A 17,714-nucleotide genomic window follows, 5' to 3' on the forward strand; every position below is an offset into this window, starting at 1 on the left:
GTATTACTTAATAATGTAGATAAGAGATATTCCCGCTTTCGTCGGGCCGAAATAATGCTTCTTCTGGTTACCCTTGAAACGACCGCAAGTCTTGCACTCGTACTTGTCGTACTTCGTGTAAATGTATCCGGCACCGATATTCGCTTCCAGATTCCAGCGTTTACCTAAAATCCACGTATAACCATAAGAAATACCGATCCCGGTGGCCCACCCCTCATAACGATGCTCTTGGGTAGACTTATTTTGGAAGGGAATCCGCACACCGCTGATATTGTATTCTGCAAACCCGGTATGAATACCGAAAAAATGTCCGTTGAAACGTTCGCACAACCAGTACCGGAATTCCGGCATCACCATCCAATGCTTGATCTTCTTATTATCGTCTTTATTAAGGGTCCACGGATTATACCCCCCCACCAGATCGAGGGTTGTACGCTTGCCCAGCCCGAATTCAAACCCGATGTTGGGTGTTGAAGTGGCCCAATAAAGAAGATTGGTTTTAACCGCAATATCCTGCGCGCAGACAAGGTTTCCACACCACCACACGACAAGAAAAATTCCGAGGATTAATCTTTTCATATTTTCATTTTATCGTTATACCATTCGTTACCGGCCAAGCCGGTATGTATATTCACTCCACTTTATTTTCTTTAATATCGGTAAAACACAAAATGTAATGTTGCCCCTGGCTGTATGTGTGTGTATGTATGTGTATGTATTTCTCTGTTTAAATACAGAAGAATAGAAAAGGTAATTCAGGGGCAAACATTACATATTTTATCTGATATTTATACAATAGGACCAATAAAAAGGAACATTTTTATTGGTTGAAATTCGAAAAAAAGGAGGTCTTTATGATGAAGAGTTGACTTACTGAATATCAAATAATTGAACTAAAAATAAAAAAGCCGATCTTATAAATAAGATGGCTTTATGTATCAAAAAAAATAAGGTTCGTTTTCTATAGATAAAACTATAACTTTCTTTTCATTAATATTATAATTACATTACAAATATAAATACTTTTTGGAATATGCAAAAATATAAATACAATTAATTTCATAATAGGTTCGTAAATCTGTTATAAATTACTATGTTTTAATATATTATTTCATATAAAAAATATATGTTGTAATTGTAATTTTATCAGAAATTGATTTTAGTCTTTTTCATTATTTCGGTTGTAAAAACTTTTGAATTCGTATCTCATAACGGTTGAAAAATACGTTGACCACTGACTGGCAGAAGTGACCGGGTCCCCACACACGAATACCGGAGACGGACAAGTACTAAAAAATTCTACTCTTCCCGGCGCTAATCAGCCGATAGACCACATAAACCGATAGGATTTATCCCCCCTGAAGCAGAACCCTCCGGCAATAAAATCTCTACCCTTCGTTCCTTTGAATTTTCCTGTATTTTTTATCGGAAAAAGAAAATAAACAACAAAGAAGTATATTGTCCCAATTGCTCCCGAAGAAATTTATAAGCCCTGTATTTTTGTTGTTTGACCGTATGTATCGTTATATTCAGGTCACAGGCAATCTCTTCTCCACTCTTCCCTTCAAGGCTCATCAGCATAATTTTTTTTCTTTCTTCGGGCAAGCGGTCGATCAATTCCCTCAATTTCCGGAATAACTCTTCCCGCACCACACTATAAAAATTTTCTTCCGACATTTCCCCTTCTTCTTCAAACCAGTGTTTTAGCCTTTCTTCTTCCACATTACGGTCACGCAAATATTTTAAAGCATTATTCCACACTGCACGGTATAAATAAACCGTCAAAGCTTTCCCATTCTCAAAGCGAACCGAACTATTCCACAAATTCACCAGGGTATTCTGAACAATATCGGGAACAACTTGTTCATCTGCCAAAATCCGGGAACTATAATGACAAAGGGGAGCATAAAACGACTTGAAAAGTACTTTCCAGGCCTTTTCATCTTTTTGGTTTATTCCTTGAATCAATTCTTTCGTTTCTGGCAACATGATCCCAAGCTTTCGACAGCCGAAAATAGAAAATATATTTAAGAACAAAAAATAAGAAAGAAAAAACGCTGACCGGCAAAATTTCAATTCCGCCAATCAGCATACTGTTAATCGTAAAAAGTCAAAAGTCGGCCCCCCATCGGTCATCGATAGGAGAACAAGCCTTCATTGCTTTCATCTTCGGCATTCGCGGCTATCCAGACTTTAAAATCACCGGGTTCCGGTCCGTATTCCATTTTTAAATTATACATAGAAATTGTTTCGGGGGTAATCAGAAACTCAACGTTCCGGGTCTCCCCGGCCTTTAATGCCAACTTCTGATAAGTAGAATAGACATAAAATTCATACCTAAAAATCCATTCCCGCCGATTCAGTAAATCGATACCGAAACTGATACGGAAACTCAAATCTTCGATTACCTCCCAAGTGAGATGTGCATTTCCCGTCACCCGGTCATCCCGGATATTCTTATTCAGGTAAGCGATCGTAGCCAACGGATTCCCGGTAGAAGAATTCTGAGAATCCGAGAAATCTCCTTCTTTATCGTAAGATTTAATAGTAAAGCTCAAACGGTAAGCCTGTCCGACTACCACCGGGGTTGCCATTACTTTTTTATCTAAAAGCAGCTGACATATTATGTCCGATCGTTATTTTTTCTCAGAGGTGATATTCATTATGCGCCCGCAACGTGAGCCGACGATATCCATTCTGTTTGATCACTTCTTTTTACTGGAAGAAACCGACACTCAAATTATAACTTACATTTTCAGCACCTCCACTCAAGCCAATCTGGTAATTCCTGACGGAATCAAGCCTGAAAATCTCGTCAAACCAATCAGTGCCTTTTTCTAGTAATTCGAGATGTGGATACGCAGGTTCTTCTCCCATAGCACCTTTGGCCAGAACCATGACTTCCGATAATGGCACCGATAGTTTCTTCCTTAACAACCACCGCAGCTCCGATAACGGATTCCCGGTCTTTTTTCTGTCACTTATCCCGTCACCGAAATTCTGTCCTGTCCGAAGAGTACTTCCGATAATAACAAAAGTGTACCGATCAAAAACAAGCCTCTTCCCTTCATATGTCTTAAATTTATCAGTAGTAATATAAATGAGTTACTCTCCCCCTTATTTCATCCGATTGCGATTTTCTTCAGCCTGTCGTTTGTTAGGGTTACAACTTTCCTTATATTTGCATATTTACATCCAATTTACGGTTTTATGCGTTTATGGAAATGGTTAAAATTGGGGTTTGACCAGACTTTTTCGGGAGCCTGGTGGAAACAATTACTCTGGCTTACCAGTGTGATCGTATTTTTCTTCGCGGGGATGTATATCCTGCGTCCCCAGGTCGGTATCTCCCCCCAGACGGAAAATGTCTTCACTTCTCCGGCAGAACAAGAAACCCAAAAACTGAATTTTTGGGATTTGGTAGAACTTTTTATCGATCCGGGAGGATTCGCCAATCAAAAAGAGGTCAACCGTCCTTATGCCTTATTGGTCGTACTGGCAGGCATGTTGTTACTTACGGGTATTTTAATTTCGGTATTTTCGAATATGCTGGAACGCCGGGTGGAACGTTTCCGCAAAGGCGACAGCCATTATGCTTTTTCCAATCACATCATTATATTGGGTATCGACGATATGGTGCCTTATCTGATCCAGCAACTCCGACGAAATGCCGAGTATAAAAAATGCGATATCGTCGTATTGACCGTCGAAGATACCGAACAGGTGCGACTGAAATTCCATGCCGAACTGAACCGGAAAGAAGAAAGGAGACTGGTCATCCTGCACGGACGGCGGGACTCGAAAGAAGAATTAAAAAAAGCCAGGGTTCATAAAGCGGAAAAATTGTTTATCTTAGGAGAAGCGAATGAATACGACCGGGATTCTTTAAATATCGACTGTGTTAAACGTGTGGCAGAAATCTGCGAACAAACCAAACGTAAAAAACCACTCTGTTGTCATGTTTTATTCGAATATCAGGGTACTTTTTCGGTATTTCAGGTTTCGGATATCAGTCAGCAAATCAAACAATACATCGAATTTACTCCTTTCAATTTCTATGAGATCTGGGCTAGACGGGTTTTGGTAAAATGCAGTGCGGAAAGTAACGGCACGATTCATTATTTCCCTCTGGACCGGGGAGGAATTAGCGAAAACTCGGAAAATTACGTTCATCTGGTCATTATCGGTATGACCCGTATGGGTATAGCCCTGGCAATCGAAGCGGCCCATATCGCCCATTTCCCGAACTTCAAAACTCACCGGAAAAAAACGCGGATCACCTTTATCGACCGGGAAGCCAGACGGGAAATGGATTTCTTCATGGGACGTTACCGTCATTTGTTCGACTTATCGGAAGCCCGGTTTATGGATTGTGAACAAGACAAGACATTTCATCCCTGCCCCAGAACTTCGACAGCCGATTTTATCGATTTGGAATGGGATTTTATCCAGGGAAGGGCCGAATCCGAACCTGTCCAAACCTTATTAGGGCAATGGAGCGGTGAAAAAGATAAACTATTGACCATTGCCATCTGTTTTAATTTTCCGCATACCAGTCTTGCCCTCGGTCTTTATCTCCCGGATGCCGTCTATGCCCACCAGGTTCCGGTATTGATCCGCCAGGAAACCTCGGACACGATTCTACAAATCGTCAATTCTTCTATAAAATATCAGGCTTTACGGCCATTTGGAATGGTCAACCGCTGTTACGACCTGACAATGGAGGATTTATATCTGCCGAAATGTATCAATTATGTCTACGACTATTTTTACCAGCATACTGTCAATCCCCCGGATCTCCCTTCCGAAAAAGAATTGACAGAAAAATGGAATAAGCTACGGGTAGTGAAACAATGGTCGAATATTTACAATGCCAGCTCTATAGCCACTAAGCTCCGCTCGATCGGAATCGCCTTACCTATGAAAGATAGAATGCGAGAACTCACTCCACATGAAATCGCTATCCTGGCAGAAGTAGAACACAACCGCTGGAATGTCGAGGAATTGTTAATGGGTTACCGGACTGTGACTCCCGAAGAAGAAAAAGAAATTGAAAAAAATATCGAATTGAAAAACGTATACAAGGAAAAACGTACTGCCCACTATGACATCCGGCCTTATGAAGATTTACGGTCGGATGAAAACGGTCGTTGTGCCAATGTCTACGACATCAGCATCACTTCGGCAATTCCTTTAATCCTCAACCATATACATACGCAAACCGATCAAGTGGAGGACTGATCATTTATTTTAGATTTTGTTTGTAAATTATCTGTTTATTAATTATACTTGTAAAAAAAAAAACAAAATCATGAAATACTTTTCGTTCCTTGTTTATCTAGTAGCCTTTATCGCTTGTCATGACGATCACCATACAGAACCGGAATTACCACAAGGCCAGTGGACCGAATCGCATCCATTCAAGGGAATTCCACGTACAGGAGGGGTCAGTTTTACTATCGGAGACGTCGCTTATGTCGGCCTGGGGCGTACTTTACCTACAGCTACCGAGGCATTAAAAGATTTTTGGATGTACAAAGATACGACCTGGACCCGTATTGCCGACTTTCCGGGGACAGAACGTTACGGAGCGGTTGCTTTTGTGCTCGGCAATATCGCCTATGTAGGTACAGGTTATACTCCATCCACCAAAAATCGAGCAGATGAATTTCATCATGATTTCTATGCCTATGACCCATCGACCGGTAAATGGAGCGACACTCCGGTGACTTATTTACCTCCCGATGCCCAGGGCGAAAGTAATGCCCGTAAAGATGCCATTGCTTTTTCGTTAAACAATAAAGCTTACGTAGGTACAGGCATTTCACCTAAAAACCATGCTTTGAAAGATTTATATTGTTTCGACGGTTCGACCTGGACAGAACTTTACTTTCCCGGTGAAGCCCGATACGGAGCTTCGGTTTTTGTCATAGACGATAAAGCGGTAATCTGCCTGGGTACAAGCGGGGCGAATAAAACGTCCTATTTAGCCGATGTAAATATTTTCGACGGCATAACCCAGGAATGGTATGCTCCCCGCCCCCTGGTAAATCTGAAATCCCATCAGGACGACGAAGAATACGACCAGATTCCGCGGGCTTATGCCATAGCTTTCACTTCGGACAAAACGGACGGACAAACCAAAGGATATATCACGACAGGGATGGGCCCGTATCTTCATACCTGTTGGGAATACGATATTCAAAAAGATCATTGGAGGAAAGTCAGCGATCTCCCTGCTCCTATGACAAAGCGGATGTATGCTGTCGGCTTTTCCTTAAACGGTAAGGGATATATCACTACCGGAGGATTGAATTCAAACACTCCTATCCCCGCCGATATGTGGAGTTTTACCCCATAAACCGAAAACCGGGAAAGTTTCCGGTTCCTGATACCGGTCATCGATGAGCTAATTTAAATGGATTCACCGACGCCTGACTCTGCCGGAGTGTATATTTTGCTTTCATAGCGTGTACACTTTATGACCATACCAGCAATAAAAATTTTAAAACAACAAAAATCCCGAATTGATCCAAGTTTTTGTTTCAAATTTTCGTGTAACAATCGTGTAACATTTACGGAAATAACGGCAAAAAAGTTTGATTTTTTGCACTAGAAAAGGGGTCAAAATCGATTGATTATTGCCCCCTTTTAGTTTTAAGTTGCTGATTTTCAGTGGAGCCAATTGCGGGACTCGAACCCGCGACCTACGCATTACGAATGCGTTGCTCTACCAGCTGAGCTAAATTGGCATTTACGGGTGCAAAAGTAACAATTTTTTGAGATATCAAAACGATTCAGGAGAAAAAATCTACCTCACCGGATATAAAGTTTACCGGATTTTGGCCATGTTTGCAAAAAAAACTACGTTTGTAGCCGTTCAAAGACTAATTATGGCATCCGAAAAAAAATTTTCTTTCAAAGCCCGTTTGCATAGTTTCAAATATGCTTTTCGTGGTGTGTTTCTTTTATTTCATTACGAACACAATGCGTGGATACATTTGATTGCAATTGTTTGTGCTGTCATGGCAGGCATCATTTTACCCCTGACTTCTTTGGAATGGGTAGTAATCCTTTTTGCTATCGGTAGTGTGCTTGCTGCCGAAGCCATAAACACGGCGATTGAAAAACTAGCCGATTTCATTTCCCCGTCGCATCAGGTCCTTATCGGTAAAGCAAAAGACCTCGCAGCAGCAGTACTGATCCTGTCCACCTGTGCATTTATCATCGGAGGTATTATCTTTATTCCTAAAATAATCCATTTCTAAGTTTTATTCCTCATGCAAACAAAATTTATTCTGCCTTGCCTGTTAAGTACTCTTTTTTTCTTAAACTCTTTTTCGCCCTCGGCTCAGAATCGTAAAACCATCGAAACGACGACCGATATTCTCATGTTCATCACACCGGTAGCAGGATTTGCCGGTTCACTGGCTATCGGAGATTATCAGGGTACCAAACAAATTATCTTTTCGGGAGCGATGAATATGGCCATGACCTATGCCCTGAAATATGTGATCAGGAAAGAACGGCCGGACCATAGCGATCATCATGCTTTTCCTTCTTCCCATACCTCCGTCTCTTTTCAGGGAGCCTCCTTTATACAAAGACGCTACGGATGGAAATTCGGCTTACCGGCTTATTTACTCTCCGCCTACGTCGGTTGGGGACGGACGTATGCCAAAAAACACGATTGGTGGGATATCATCGGAGGAGCAGCCATCGGAACAGCCAGCAGCTATATCTTCACCCGTCCGTTTGCCCGAAAACATCATTTCACTTTCTCGCCGGCAATTTTAGATGGACAACACCCCGGTTTTTATATCTCCATCCAGCTTTAAACCGGTTTCTTAGTTTCTTTATTTAGAACCATTAAGAATTATTTATTACCTTTGTTTTCTCTTTAGTGAAAGAAGCATGCAAAAAGTAAAAAAGCATACCGGCATACGAATTTTTTTCTTAGTCCTGTTCTGGGGCTATTTTGCCGACATTACCTTTTTTACTCATAGTCATATTATCCACGGAGTTACTATCGTCCATTCGCATTTTTCCTGTCCGATCCCGGCAAACAAAGATACCCAATCCTCTCGACCCGATCATTCGGCTAATGCATTAACCCTGATCGCTCATGCGCAAGTGTGGCATAGTCTGGTCCAAACTTCCCCGGAAATTCCAGCCATGACATGTACCCGGCATATCACTTATTATACAGAAACCGCCGTCATTCCGGAACAGATTTCCATTCCTCACTTTCACCTCAGAGGCCCTCCTGTAAAAACGTTATGATTTTAACGGCAGTTTGCCGAAGAGGTATATAATCGATTACTGAAAAGGGGAACTTTGTCTCTGTATATACACCTTCATCTACAGGAACGAAGTTAAGGCGGGTATATATTATGTACTATTTAGCAAACCTATAAATGAGTTTCATCGTTCTAAACGGATACTCCTTTTGCCACAATGACCAAGGAATGTAGTCATTACAAATTCTTATACTATTAAACTTTGTAAATCTTCTATCATCATGCGTTTATTATTTTTATTTCTGATCTTACTCGGATCAGTTCATCATTCTATAGCAGATCATTTTACAGATAAAAAAACTAAAACCGATGCCAACCTCACAGGCCATGTCATCAATAAAAATACCGGAGAACACATTCCCTTCTTCACTGTCAGTCTGAAAGGTACTACACTTGGAACGGCAACCGACGAAACCGGTCACTATTTTCTGAAAAACCTGCCTGTCGGTTCCTATACCATCCGGGTAAACGGGGTAGGTTATCGATCGGCAGAAAAACAAATCGTTCTCCGGCAAGGAGAAACCCGCGAACTTAATTTCGAAGTAGAAGAAGATATTATCCAGTTGGAAACCGTAGTAATATCGGCCAATAAAAATGAAACAAACCGGATGGAAGCGCCGGTAGTTGTCCATGTGATGACTCCGAAACTATTCGAAAATACCAACTCGGTATGTCTGGCCCAGGGCCTCAGTTTTCAACCTGGCCTTAGGGTGGAAACCAATTGTCAGAACTGCGGTTTTCAACAAGTCCGCATAAATGGTCTGGACGGTCCTTATACCCAACTTCTCTTAGACGGCAAAGCCCTATTCAGTTCACTGAATGGTGTATACGGCATTGAACAGATTCCAGCCGGAATGATTGAACGAGTCGAAGTTATGCGCGGCGGAGGATCTGCCCTTTATGGTGCCAATGCCATCGGCGGTACAGTGAATATCATCACCAAAGAGCCTCTGAACAACCTGTTTATGATCAGTCATAACCTGATAGCTATCGGAAATTCGGCATATGACAATACGACCTCGCTGAATGCCTCTCTGATCAACGGTCAACGGAATGCAGGTCTCTATATTTTCGGTACCTCACGCCACCGGCAGCATTATGATCATGATGGGGATCATTTTTCAGAAATCGGGGAACTCAAGCTTACCACTTTGGGATTCCGCAGTTATTACAAACCTTCTTCTCAAACAAAACTGACCTTAGAATATCACAATATCCAAGAATTCCGGCGTGGAGGAAATCTGTTCAGCCTACCTCCCCACGAAACCGACATCACCGAACAGGCCGATCATGATATCAATGGTGGTGGAGTGGATTTCAGTTTTTTTTCTAAAGATTATACCCACAAGTTTAGCCTATATTCCTCCGTCCAACACACTGACCGACAATCCTATTACGGAGCAGGTAAAGATCCCAATGCCTACGGCAAGACGAAAGACCTGACTGCTATTGCAGGGATTCAATACTCATACAATTTCAACCATCTTCTTTTTATGCCGGCAATATTGACAGCCGGCAGCGAATATTCCTATAACAAACTCGTCGATAAAATGCTGGGTTATCACCGTACCATCGACCAAAAGGTCGACGTCTACAGCTTTTTTCTCCAAAATGAATGGAAAACAGAGCAATTCAGTTTCCTATTGGGAGGCCGACTGGACAAAAACAGTTTCATCGATTATATCATTTTCAGTCCTCGTATCAACCTACGCTACAATCCCTTGAAAGACATCAGCCTCAGAGTCAGTTATTCGGCCGGTTTCCGGGCCCCCCAAACCTATGCTGAAGACCTACACGTAACTGCTGTCGGAGGAGAAGTGTCGCTGATCCAGTCGGATCCGAATCTGAAAACCGAAAAGTCGGGAAGTTATAGCGTCTCAGCCGACATTTATCATTCTTTCGGACGAGTACAAACCAATCTGTTGATTGAAGCATATTATACCAAATTGAAGCATATTTTTGTAGTCAGCCCTATCGGTTACGACGAAGAAGGCAACAAAATACTCGAACGCCGTAATGGTTCGGGTGCCAAAGTAAAAGGTATCAATCTCGAAGGAAAAATTATCCCTCACCGGGATGTACAAATCCAATTGGGGATATCTCTCCAGCAGAATAAATACAATCGTCCTCAATCCTGGAGTGACGATCCGGATACAAAGAAAACCCGTGAAATGTTACGTTCTCCCAACCGGTATGGCTATTTCACGTTTTTTACTTCTCCTTTCAAAAAATTCGGTATATCCGCTTCAGGCACTTATACAGGAAGTATGTATGTTCCTCACATGGCCGGATATATCGAAAAAGACAAACTGGAAAAAAGCGGAGATTTCTTCGATACCAACATTAAATTGAATTACGATTTTACCATTAGCGGAAATTATATTCTTCAACTCAATTGTGGTATCCAGAACATTTTTCAAAGCTACCAAAAAGATTTCGATCGGGGAGAATTTCGGGATGCCGGATACATTTACGGACCGGGCCTTCCCCGTAGCTGGTTCGCCGGCATTAAACTCAGCCTGAATTAACCGGATCGGGTGATTTCTAACCACCGCCCGGAATTTCCTTCCCTACCACCCGGAATACCTGCTGTAAAATATGGCCTTCTTCATCCATCAACGTCAAGGTATGGCGACCTTCTTTCAGCCATACTTCTTGCTGATGGATGGAGTGGGTTACACCCAAAAACTGCTCGTCGACATACCAATAAATCCGCACTTTAACCGATCGATGCACGGCTTCGAGAACCACACGTCCGGGTTTCCCTCCGAAATCCCTGGGAATAAAAACCCGGGTTCCCCGTTGGGGATAAATCATTTCCATCATCTCTTCCCCCTGAGGGTGACAATCCGGACGATAAGGCGGTAATCTGCGATATCCGGTATGAGTCCGGCAATAGTACCATTCCTGCACCGGTGGAAGCACAAACCAGGGCTGTATCCTGATCCGGTGCACCGGCTCACAATCCGAAGTCACCTGCCATTTTCCGGTAGCATCGAGATTTACCAAGCGGTGGTAAGGACACACCTGTGTCCTGCTTCCGGCAGCACAAACCCGGATGGTATCGGTCTCCTCACAATAAGCCGAAGCCCGGTAACCGCTCCGATGACATACGACCACCTCTTTCATCTCCTCGGCCGGTTCGTAGAAATGCCGGTTCACAGGCAAAAGACCAGCGACCTCAAAGAGTACCGGAGCCGCAGCTCTCACCCCAACCAAACCCGGACGTCCTTCCCCGTCGGCATTCCCTACCCAAACGCCGATCACATACTCGGGATTCACTCCCACCGCCCAAGCATCCCGGAAACCAAAACTAGTTCCCGTTTTCCAGGCCAGATTCATCGCCGAGACAAAATTTTTCCACCCCGATTCCATTTCCGGCCGTTCCACCTCCTCCAAAGCTTTCATGGTCTGCCAGATCGCCGAAGCTTTCAATACACTCCGATCCGCACTAATATTTTTCTCTTCCTCATCTTGTCCTTCCGCTCCGCTATACTCCTCCCAAACCTTCAAACGGGAATATTCCCCGTCAAAATATTGTCCGTCTCTGTCATTATAATGATTCAATACAGCACTCATTCCTCCATACAAATTACAAATATCCCAAAGTGACGTTTCGGCACCACCCAAAATCAGACTCAGTCCATAATGATCGGCGTCGCGGTTTAAAGAACGAATACCCAATTGTTTCAGATCATCGTAAAAACGGGCATATGAATAATCTTTGAGTAAGCGTACAAAAGGAATATTCAAGGATTGAGCCAAAGCCTGCCTGGCCGGTACGACGCCCTTAAAATCACGGTTAAAATTCGAAGGAGAATAGCTTCCGAAACGGGAAGGGATATCGGGCACTAAGGTCCCGGGTAAAATAAACCCACTCTGTAACATGCAAGCATATAAAGCCGGTTTGAGAATACTTCCCGAACTCCGAACGGCCTGAACAATATCCACGTCATTTCCCCGGCTACCCTTCCGGGGAGCACTATTCCCGACATAGGCCCTGACTTCTCCGGTCGGGACATGAGCCACCAACACAGCCATGTTATAGATATAATTCTGGCTCAGTAAAGCAGTATGCCGTTCTACGATCTCATTGATCTTTTTCTGCAAGCGTCCGTCGATATATGTCGGGCACACTTTTCCTTTTTTTTCCCGATAAGCCTTAGCCAACAGATGGGGTGCCACAGTAGGGATATCGAACTTTTTTTCCGGCAAGGGCTCAGCCAAGGCCAGGTGGTACGAATCTTCGGACATCACCCCTTCCCGGTATAATTTGGCCAACAACCCGTCTCTTTTTTGTTTCAGTAAAGTATTGTTCTTTCCGGGATAAAGCAATGCCGGTGCATTAGGTAACACCGCCAGTAAAGCAGCTTCGGCCCAGCTCAGCTGTTCGGGCCGGCGGTTAAAATATTTCAGCGCAGCCGCCCGTATGCCGACTACATTCCCCCCAAAAGGAGCGTGTGAAGCATACATCTCCAAAATCTGTTTTTTAGAATAACTCTGCTCCATCCGTAGTGTCAGGAAAATCTCCCTTATCTTTTCAGGAACGGTACGGGGCGGATTTCCCAAAGCCAAACGCACCACCTGCATCGAAAGCGTACTTCCCCCACTGACCACATGCCCGGCCTGTATATTCTGCACTAATGCCCGGCACAAAGCCCACCAATTCACCCCCTGATGGGCTAAAAAATACCGGTCTTCGAAAACCAAAACAGAAATAACATAGCGGGGAGGCAAATCCTGAACCTCTTCAAAACGCATCTGCCCATCATCCGCCACCTTCATACCCATAACCTGCCCTTCCCGGTCGAACAACACCGTAGCATAAGGGTCCTGAAACAAGGGGACCGGCAGTATAGACCACCAAAAAAGAAAGAGAATAATAAAAAGCATTACGGCAATCAAAACAGATCGCCGGGAAATATTGCTCCATTTTACAACTGTGTTCATTCGTCCCTGCTTTTGCCTCCTAAAATACACACAATTCTAAAAATCCGAATCACTCGATTGCTAAATTTATCCTATAATTTTTGGCTTCTACCGACAAAGCGGAAGTTTTCTGCATCACTTCTCCATCCTGATTCTTCGCCAGGACAGTGTAACTCAACTTTCCCGAAACCGGCAATGTAAAATAACGATACCCCGTATCCTCCGCACCGGTAATAGTCACCGAACGCCCGCTTTCCGACACGATAGCCACAGAAATCTCTGTAAATTCACGGGCAAACGACTCGTCACAGCTCATGGCTACTCCCACATTGATCTGAGGTGCAGTCAAAGAAAGGGTAGTAATATCCCCTTCGATCACTTCAAAGGGTTCACTTTCGACACTATACACCGGATGCCCCGGCTCATCATTACCCGCTTCTGTTTGGTCAGGGGTAAAAGCTTTTACCGTATAATTCTCACCAACCGGCAAAGTTATCCGTTTAGAAAAGTCTGTTCCAGGAGCATAGTCCTGACCTTCTAACAAAACACCATTCTGTCGGATCTGAACCTGCAGACCTGCATCCACGGCACGGGACAGGGGAATAGTTTCTCCACCAACACTAAAGTGAATACTTTCTAATAATATAGAACCATAATTCACTCTCTGACTCTCAGATTTTTCACAAGAAGCACCCAAAATAACAGAAAAAAATATAATAATAATATGTATTTTCATCCCAACAAACTATTTATTATAATTCAATACAAAAGAATCCAACCAAAACTGCGAACCTTTCAAATAATAGTTGGAATAGAATGATCCACTACCCTCTTTACTAAATTTATCCTCCAAATGATCCCGGTCTTCTTTCGTTCCGGCTTTAAAAATCAATCTGACATGTGATATGGGTAACTGAACAAATTGCTCATTATAAACGACATCTAAATTTTGGGTTATGTAGTCAGATTGAGTATTATTCGACTTTATTTCCGCTCTACCTATAACAGTCTCCAAACCGTCTGTAATGTTAATTAACTGAATACTAATCAAATATTCATCGTCACCATAAGGAGAAGCTTTATACACAAAAGTCATGGAAGTCGGTCTGACATAAGCACTTTTGGCGTATATCGAATCTTGTCCGGAATCATACTCTCCGACACATACTATTCCTGAAGAAATATTTTTAATAACGCTTCCGCTTTTATTTCCAAAACTACAAGAATTACCCTGCCCCCACCCAATAGTCATCATATGGGCGACCGTACTACCGTTATCAGTTATCGGTAAAGTACTGGATTTTGAAACATAGAAAGCATTTACACCATTTGAATGACAAGTCAACGGATTTCTCGTTCCAATCCATCCCCCATTAAAAGTATATAAAGGGTTTCCGCTTTTAGGATAACTGGTTTCATATCCTTCATCCAAATTTGAATTGGGGATAGCCAAAGCTTCATATGTACGAAAACTCGTCACTTTCCCCGGTACCTGTCCCCGGTATTTAGGCCTTACATAATAAGTGCTCCCTGGTGTCAATTCATCCTTCCGCAAATCAGCAGCTAAAGTAGTCCAATTGGTTCCGTCCGTACTAAATTCATAGGTGATATCACTAAATTTAGTAAAATCTCCGGTTTTCACACTATCAGCCACCAAAGGATTTGCTGTAAATTCTTTGGTCCAGATATTTCCCGGATATACGCCAATAGAAAATACAGGCTTAATCGTCTTAACGGTATAATCCACTTTATCACTCCAACGTTCGTTGGCTTTTATCCTTACCTGAAACTGATTGTCAGCATCTAAACCTCCATCTTTTGTCAACAAGGAAGAAGTCATTTCCGTGAAATCAATTTTTCCCATAGTAGCAACTTGATCTAAAGTCGGCAGAACAATAGCAGCATTTTGCAAAGCTTGCCGATCTTCCTCTGTTATTGTCGACAAAAGATAAGTCTTATTTAAAGCGGAAAGATTAGGATCGGCAAAATTCAAGGTTATCTCGACATCTTGTACCGGCCGAACGGCAGCATAGCTAATAACGGCAGTTTTAGCCTCTTCAGTTTCGGTATAAGTCAGGAGATTATTTTCATCGAATCCTTCTGCGGTGATTTTCGGTTTCGGTAGCCACTCCTGTGGCAAAGTTTCATTTACTGTAATTGTTTCTACAGCAGCTTCCACCTCTATATCTAAGATGATCCCTGTCAAATTCGACGTATCGAATTTCAATTTATAATGATACCTTTTCCCTACTTCTACCGGCATCACATTAGCAAATTTCCGGGCATAAGGTAAACCATTCTCGATCCAGGTACCTTTTAAATAAAATTCCACCTCACTACCGGCTTTTATGTATGGATGTTCGCTACTCCCCGGATTCCATTTCAGAGTTTCGCCCCCTACAACCAGCTCGATATAATAATTCTTCAACATTTTATCGAGTTTATCTGCATTTAAAAACTCAAAAGAAGCAACAGCATTCCCTACCCGACACTGTAATACGACCTCCTGTTCTGTTCCGGACTCTACTATGACAGTTTCCTTTTCTGAAACATAATAAGGCGCATCCATAGCCAGCAGAGGGTTATCTCCATAAGATACCTGTATGGTATGTTCGCCACTTCTGAACAATTGTGATCTTGCATTAAAATCGGCACAAGTACCTCCGAATACCAAGCGGTTATCCTCCAGGCGAATCATTTCTACCTGAAACCGATCGGTCAATTCAGGACTCAAAGCATCAGGCAGAGCTTTACTTATGACCCGGTCCGTTATAGACAGGCGGATCCGGCCCTGTCCTCCGACCTCCGTTCCCTTGTCCTGGCAAGCTACTTGACCAAGCCAGACACAACATAAGAGTATATAATAGACTTTACGCATAATCATTCGTATAATAGTTCAAACTCATCTACATACAACTCACTTCCCGTCCCAACGGAACCGGAAACTTTAGACCCCTTAAAATCACCGCCATAACGACTGGAAGTTGCTACAATCGTCATCTTTGCAGGTTTTGCTTTTTTATTGCTATAAGCAATATCAAAACTAAATTCGGTATATTGGGTGACCGTCTCGCTCCCTACAAATTCCCCATAACCGATCAGATTATCACTTGCATCCCAAACTTTCACGTAAATATGGCACTGATCATTTTTTAAATCGGCAGGAGAACCGACATAATCCACGGGCATAGATCTGTATTTATACCATCCTTTCAAACCTGTCGGACGGGCTCCTGTGAAAGGACGTCCAAAAGAAACGCTGGCAGAAGGCTTTGTCATATTGGTCTTATAAGTACCGACAAACAAGTTTCCCGCAGCCGTTCCGACCAAATTAACTCCTCCTAAAGTAATCATACGAACCGCCCTCCCACTTACAGCATCGTCGGAAGGAGCTGAATTAGCCTCGAATCCTCCGGCCAATCCAGAAGTAACTCCCTCATTACCGGTTGCCCAGTAAGCCTGAGGATCCTCGTAATTATCGGCTACCGGATTCGGATACCAGTTCTTTCCATCCTGAGTCCAGGTATCAAAATTCAGATTAGGTACCTCTATTATTTTCTCTGTCGTAAAAGTCGCCTCATCACTGGTCTGTCCCTCAGCTACGATCCGCCAGAAATAAGTAGTTCCATCCTCTAAACCCGTCAATTCGGCCTTAAAGGCGGTACTACTCGTCTTTGTTATTGCTTCTGAAGCCAAAGTTGTCCATGTACTCTCACTCTCTTTTTTGTATTCAATCTCCGGATCGACACCTTGTTTGATTCCACCGGAAACGGTAGCATGTCTTGCCCATACGTCCGCTTCTCCGGGTGTCCCTATCGAAGCGGTTTGCACCACATCTACAATCCATTCTTCAAAATATTTACCAAGACGGCAAACAATAAACTTCTGAGGCCGGAAAAAATTCGTCACAGTCTGAGGTGACGGAACTACGGTTGCTTTACTTCCTCCCAATTCCATGGAATCGATTTGAATCTCATCCAATTTTTGCTCCTCGGTAACATAAATCAATACCGTTTTATTCGATTCATCGACAATAGCCTCTCCCACCTGATTTTTTACCTTAATAGCCCGGTGGATCACTTGTTTTACCTGAATCGTCCAATAATATTCCTGATAGGTTTGTAACAAGATTTTAGCAGGTTTTCCTAAACGCATACAAGTATTTGCAGCTGAAGGCAGAGCCTCAAGGGAATCGAACCCCCAACGGGGAAACTTGACGAACTTCACACAAGCGGCAGAATCAGGAGTCATCATTGCTTTGTCTGAAATTTTCAATTTCAGCACTTTCAGGCTATCGACATCCACATTACCGTCGACTGTGATATTGACTATATTTTTCGCTACATCGATTTCCGTCTCTCCCGTCTGCCCCTCTACCGTCATTTCCAGAATATTTCCGGGGATATAAGGATAAGGAACATCGTTCTTTATACACGAAGCCAATGTTAATAAGCAAATACAACCATACAATATCCTGACATTCAT

The 17,714-nt window shown here is 42.9% G+C and carries 13 protein-coding genes and 1 tRNA gene; 6 read left to right on the forward strand and 8 right to left on the reverse strand.

Annotated elements, in window-relative coordinates:
- Positions 1-3: 3 nt before the first annotated feature.
- The 3 genes from AC5RDS_RS00290 to AC5RDS_RS00300 all read right to left on the reverse strand — a co-directional run bounded on the left by AC5RDS_RS00290 (position 4) and on the right by AC5RDS_RS00300 (position 2,594).
- Positions 4-579: a DUF3575 domain-containing protein gene (locus AC5RDS_RS00290; RefSeq protein WP_013611805.1), complete on the reverse strand. Its 576-nt coding sequence runs from the start codon at positions 577-579 to the stop codon at positions 4-6.
- An 843-nt stretch (positions 580-1,422) separates the two neighbouring features.
- A complete protein-coding gene (locus AC5RDS_RS00295; protein WP_022159858.1) occupies positions 1,423-1,989 on the reverse strand; it encodes an RNA polymerase sigma factor in 567 nt (188 codons plus the stop codon).
- 143 nt (positions 1,990-2,132) lie between these two features.
- Positions 2,133-2,594, reverse strand: a complete 462-nt coding sequence (locus AC5RDS_RS00300) for a fibronectin type III-like domain-contianing protein (RefSeq protein WP_041556562.1) — start codon at positions 2,592-2,594, stop codon at positions 2,133-2,135.
- A 616-nt stretch (positions 2,595-3,210) separates the two neighbouring features.
- Between AC5RDS_RS00300 and AC5RDS_RS00305 the strand changes: the two genes are divergently transcribed.
- The gene (locus AC5RDS_RS00305; protein WP_288562057.1) at positions 3,211-5,241 is read left to right on the forward strand and encodes a TrkA-related ion transporter; all 2,031 of its coding nucleotides are present in this window, start codon (positions 3,211-3,213) and stop codon (positions 5,239-5,241) included.
- Positions 5,242-5,311: 70 nt separating this feature from the next.
- Entirely contained in the window at positions 5,312-6,361 is a 1,050-nt protein-coding gene (locus AC5RDS_RS00310) for a Kelch repeat-containing protein (protein ID WP_195328792.1), read from the forward strand.
- 315 nt (positions 6,362-6,676) lie between these two features.
- Here the strand turns inward: AC5RDS_RS00310 and AC5RDS_RS00315 are convergent.
- Positions 6,677-6,752: transfer RNA gene (locus tag AC5RDS_RS00315), tRNA-Thr, on the reverse strand.
- A gap of 141 nt (positions 6,753-6,893) precedes the next feature.
- On the opposite strand from AC5RDS_RS00315, the gene AC5RDS_RS00320 reads away from it, so the two are divergent.
- The 4 genes from AC5RDS_RS00320 (at position 6,894) to AC5RDS_RS00335 (ending at position 10,828) form a co-directional block, all read left to right on the forward strand.
- Positions 6,894-7,268, forward strand: coding sequence for a diacylglycerol kinase family protein (locus AC5RDS_RS00320; RefSeq protein WP_175315369.1), 375 nt, complete (start codon positions 6,894-6,896; stop codon positions 7,266-7,268).
- 12 nt (positions 7,269-7,280) lie between these two features.
- A complete protein-coding gene (locus tag AC5RDS_RS00325; protein ID WP_175315370.1) occupies positions 7,281-7,838 on the forward strand; it encodes a phosphatase PAP2 family protein in 558 nt (185 codons plus the stop codon).
- Positions 7,839-7,914: 76 nt separating this feature from the next.
- On the forward strand, positions 7,915-8,283 hold the full coding sequence (locus AC5RDS_RS00330; protein WP_175315371.1) for a DUF8478 family putative metalloprotein: 369 nt from the start codon (positions 7,915-7,917) through the stop codon (positions 8,281-8,283).
- A 238-nt stretch (positions 8,284-8,521) separates the two neighbouring features.
- Positions 8,522-10,828 carry a TonB-dependent receptor gene (locus tag AC5RDS_RS00335; protein ID WP_175315372.1) on the forward strand — a complete coding sequence of 769 codons (2,307 nt, stop codon included), beginning with the start codon at positions 8,522-8,524 and terminating at the stop codon, positions 10,826-10,828.
- A 16-nt stretch (positions 10,829-10,844) separates the two neighbouring features.
- On the opposite strand, the gene pbpC is transcribed toward AC5RDS_RS00335, so the two are convergent.
- From pbpC to AC5RDS_RS00355, 4 genes are read right to left on the reverse strand one after another with little or no spacing between them, the layout of a single operon-like run.
- Positions 10,845-13,250, reverse strand: a complete 2,406-nt coding sequence (pbpC, locus tag AC5RDS_RS00340; RefSeq protein WP_013611811.1) for a penicillin-binding protein 1C — start codon at positions 13,248-13,250, stop codon at positions 10,845-10,847.
- Between the two features lie 49 nt (positions 13,251-13,299).
- Positions 13,300-13,965: a DUF4493 domain-containing protein gene (locus tag AC5RDS_RS00345; protein ID WP_013611812.1), complete on the reverse strand. Its 666-nt coding sequence runs from the start codon at positions 13,963-13,965 to the stop codon at positions 13,300-13,302.
- A 9-nt stretch (positions 13,966-13,974) separates the two neighbouring features.
- The gene (locus AC5RDS_RS00350) at positions 13,975-16,107 is read right to left on the reverse strand and encodes a DUF4493 domain-containing protein (RefSeq protein WP_229091381.1); all 2,133 of its coding nucleotides are present in this window, start codon (positions 16,105-16,107) and stop codon (positions 13,975-13,977) included.
- Positions 16,108-16,109: 2 nt separating this feature from the next.
- Positions 16,110-17,714, reverse strand: a complete 1,605-nt coding sequence (locus AC5RDS_RS00355; protein ID WP_013611814.1) for a PCMD domain-containing protein — start codon at positions 17,712-17,714, stop codon at positions 16,110-16,112.

It is taken from the genome of Odoribacter sp. (genome assembly GCF_985060555.1).

Coding starts and splice junctions, on each gene's coding strand:
- AC5RDS_RS00290 (WP_013611805.1), bottom strand. CDS start 579: ATGAAAAGATTAATCCTCGGAATTTTTCTTGTCGTGTGGTGGTGTGGA.
- AC5RDS_RS00295 (WP_022159858.1), bottom strand. CDS start 1,989: ATGTTGCCAGAAACGAAAGAATTGATTCAAGGAATAAACCAAAAAGAT.
- AC5RDS_RS00300 (WP_041556562.1), bottom strand. CDS start 2,594: ATGGCAACCCCGGTGGTAGTCGGACAGGCTTACCGTTTGAGCTTTACT.
- AC5RDS_RS00305 (WP_288562057.1), top strand. CDS start 3,211: ATGCGTTTATGGAAATGGTTAAAATTGGGGTTTGACCAGACTTTTTCG.
- AC5RDS_RS00310 (WP_195328792.1), top strand. CDS start 5,312: ATGAAATACTTTTCGTTCCTTGTTTATCTAGTAGCCTTTATCGCTTGT.
- AC5RDS_RS00320 (WP_175315369.1), top strand. CDS start 6,894: ATGGCATCCGAAAAAAAATTTTCTTTCAAAGCCCGTTTGCATAGTTTC.
- AC5RDS_RS00325 (WP_175315370.1), top strand. CDS start 7,281: ATGCAAACAAAATTTATTCTGCCTTGCCTGTTAAGTACTCTTTTTTTC.
- AC5RDS_RS00330 (WP_175315371.1), top strand. CDS start 7,915: ATGCAAAAAGTAAAAAAGCATACCGGCATACGAATTTTTTTCTTAGTC.
- AC5RDS_RS00335 (WP_175315372.1), top strand. CDS start 8,522: ATGCGTTTATTATTTTTATTTCTGATCTTACTCGGATCAGTTCATCAT.
- pbpC (WP_013611811.1), bottom strand. CDS start 13,250: ATGAACACAGTTGTAAAATGGAGCAATATTTCCCGGCGATCTGTTTTG.
- AC5RDS_RS00345 (WP_013611812.1), bottom strand. CDS start 13,965: ATGAAAATACATATTATTATTATATTTTTTTCTGTTATTTTGGGTGCT.
- AC5RDS_RS00350 (WP_229091381.1), bottom strand. CDS start 16,107: ATGCGTAAAGTCTATTATATACTCTTATGTTGTGTCTGGCTTGGTCAA.
- AC5RDS_RS00355 (WP_013611814.1), bottom strand. CDS start 17,714: ATGAATGTCAGGATATTGTATGGTTGTATTTGCTTATTAACATTGGCT.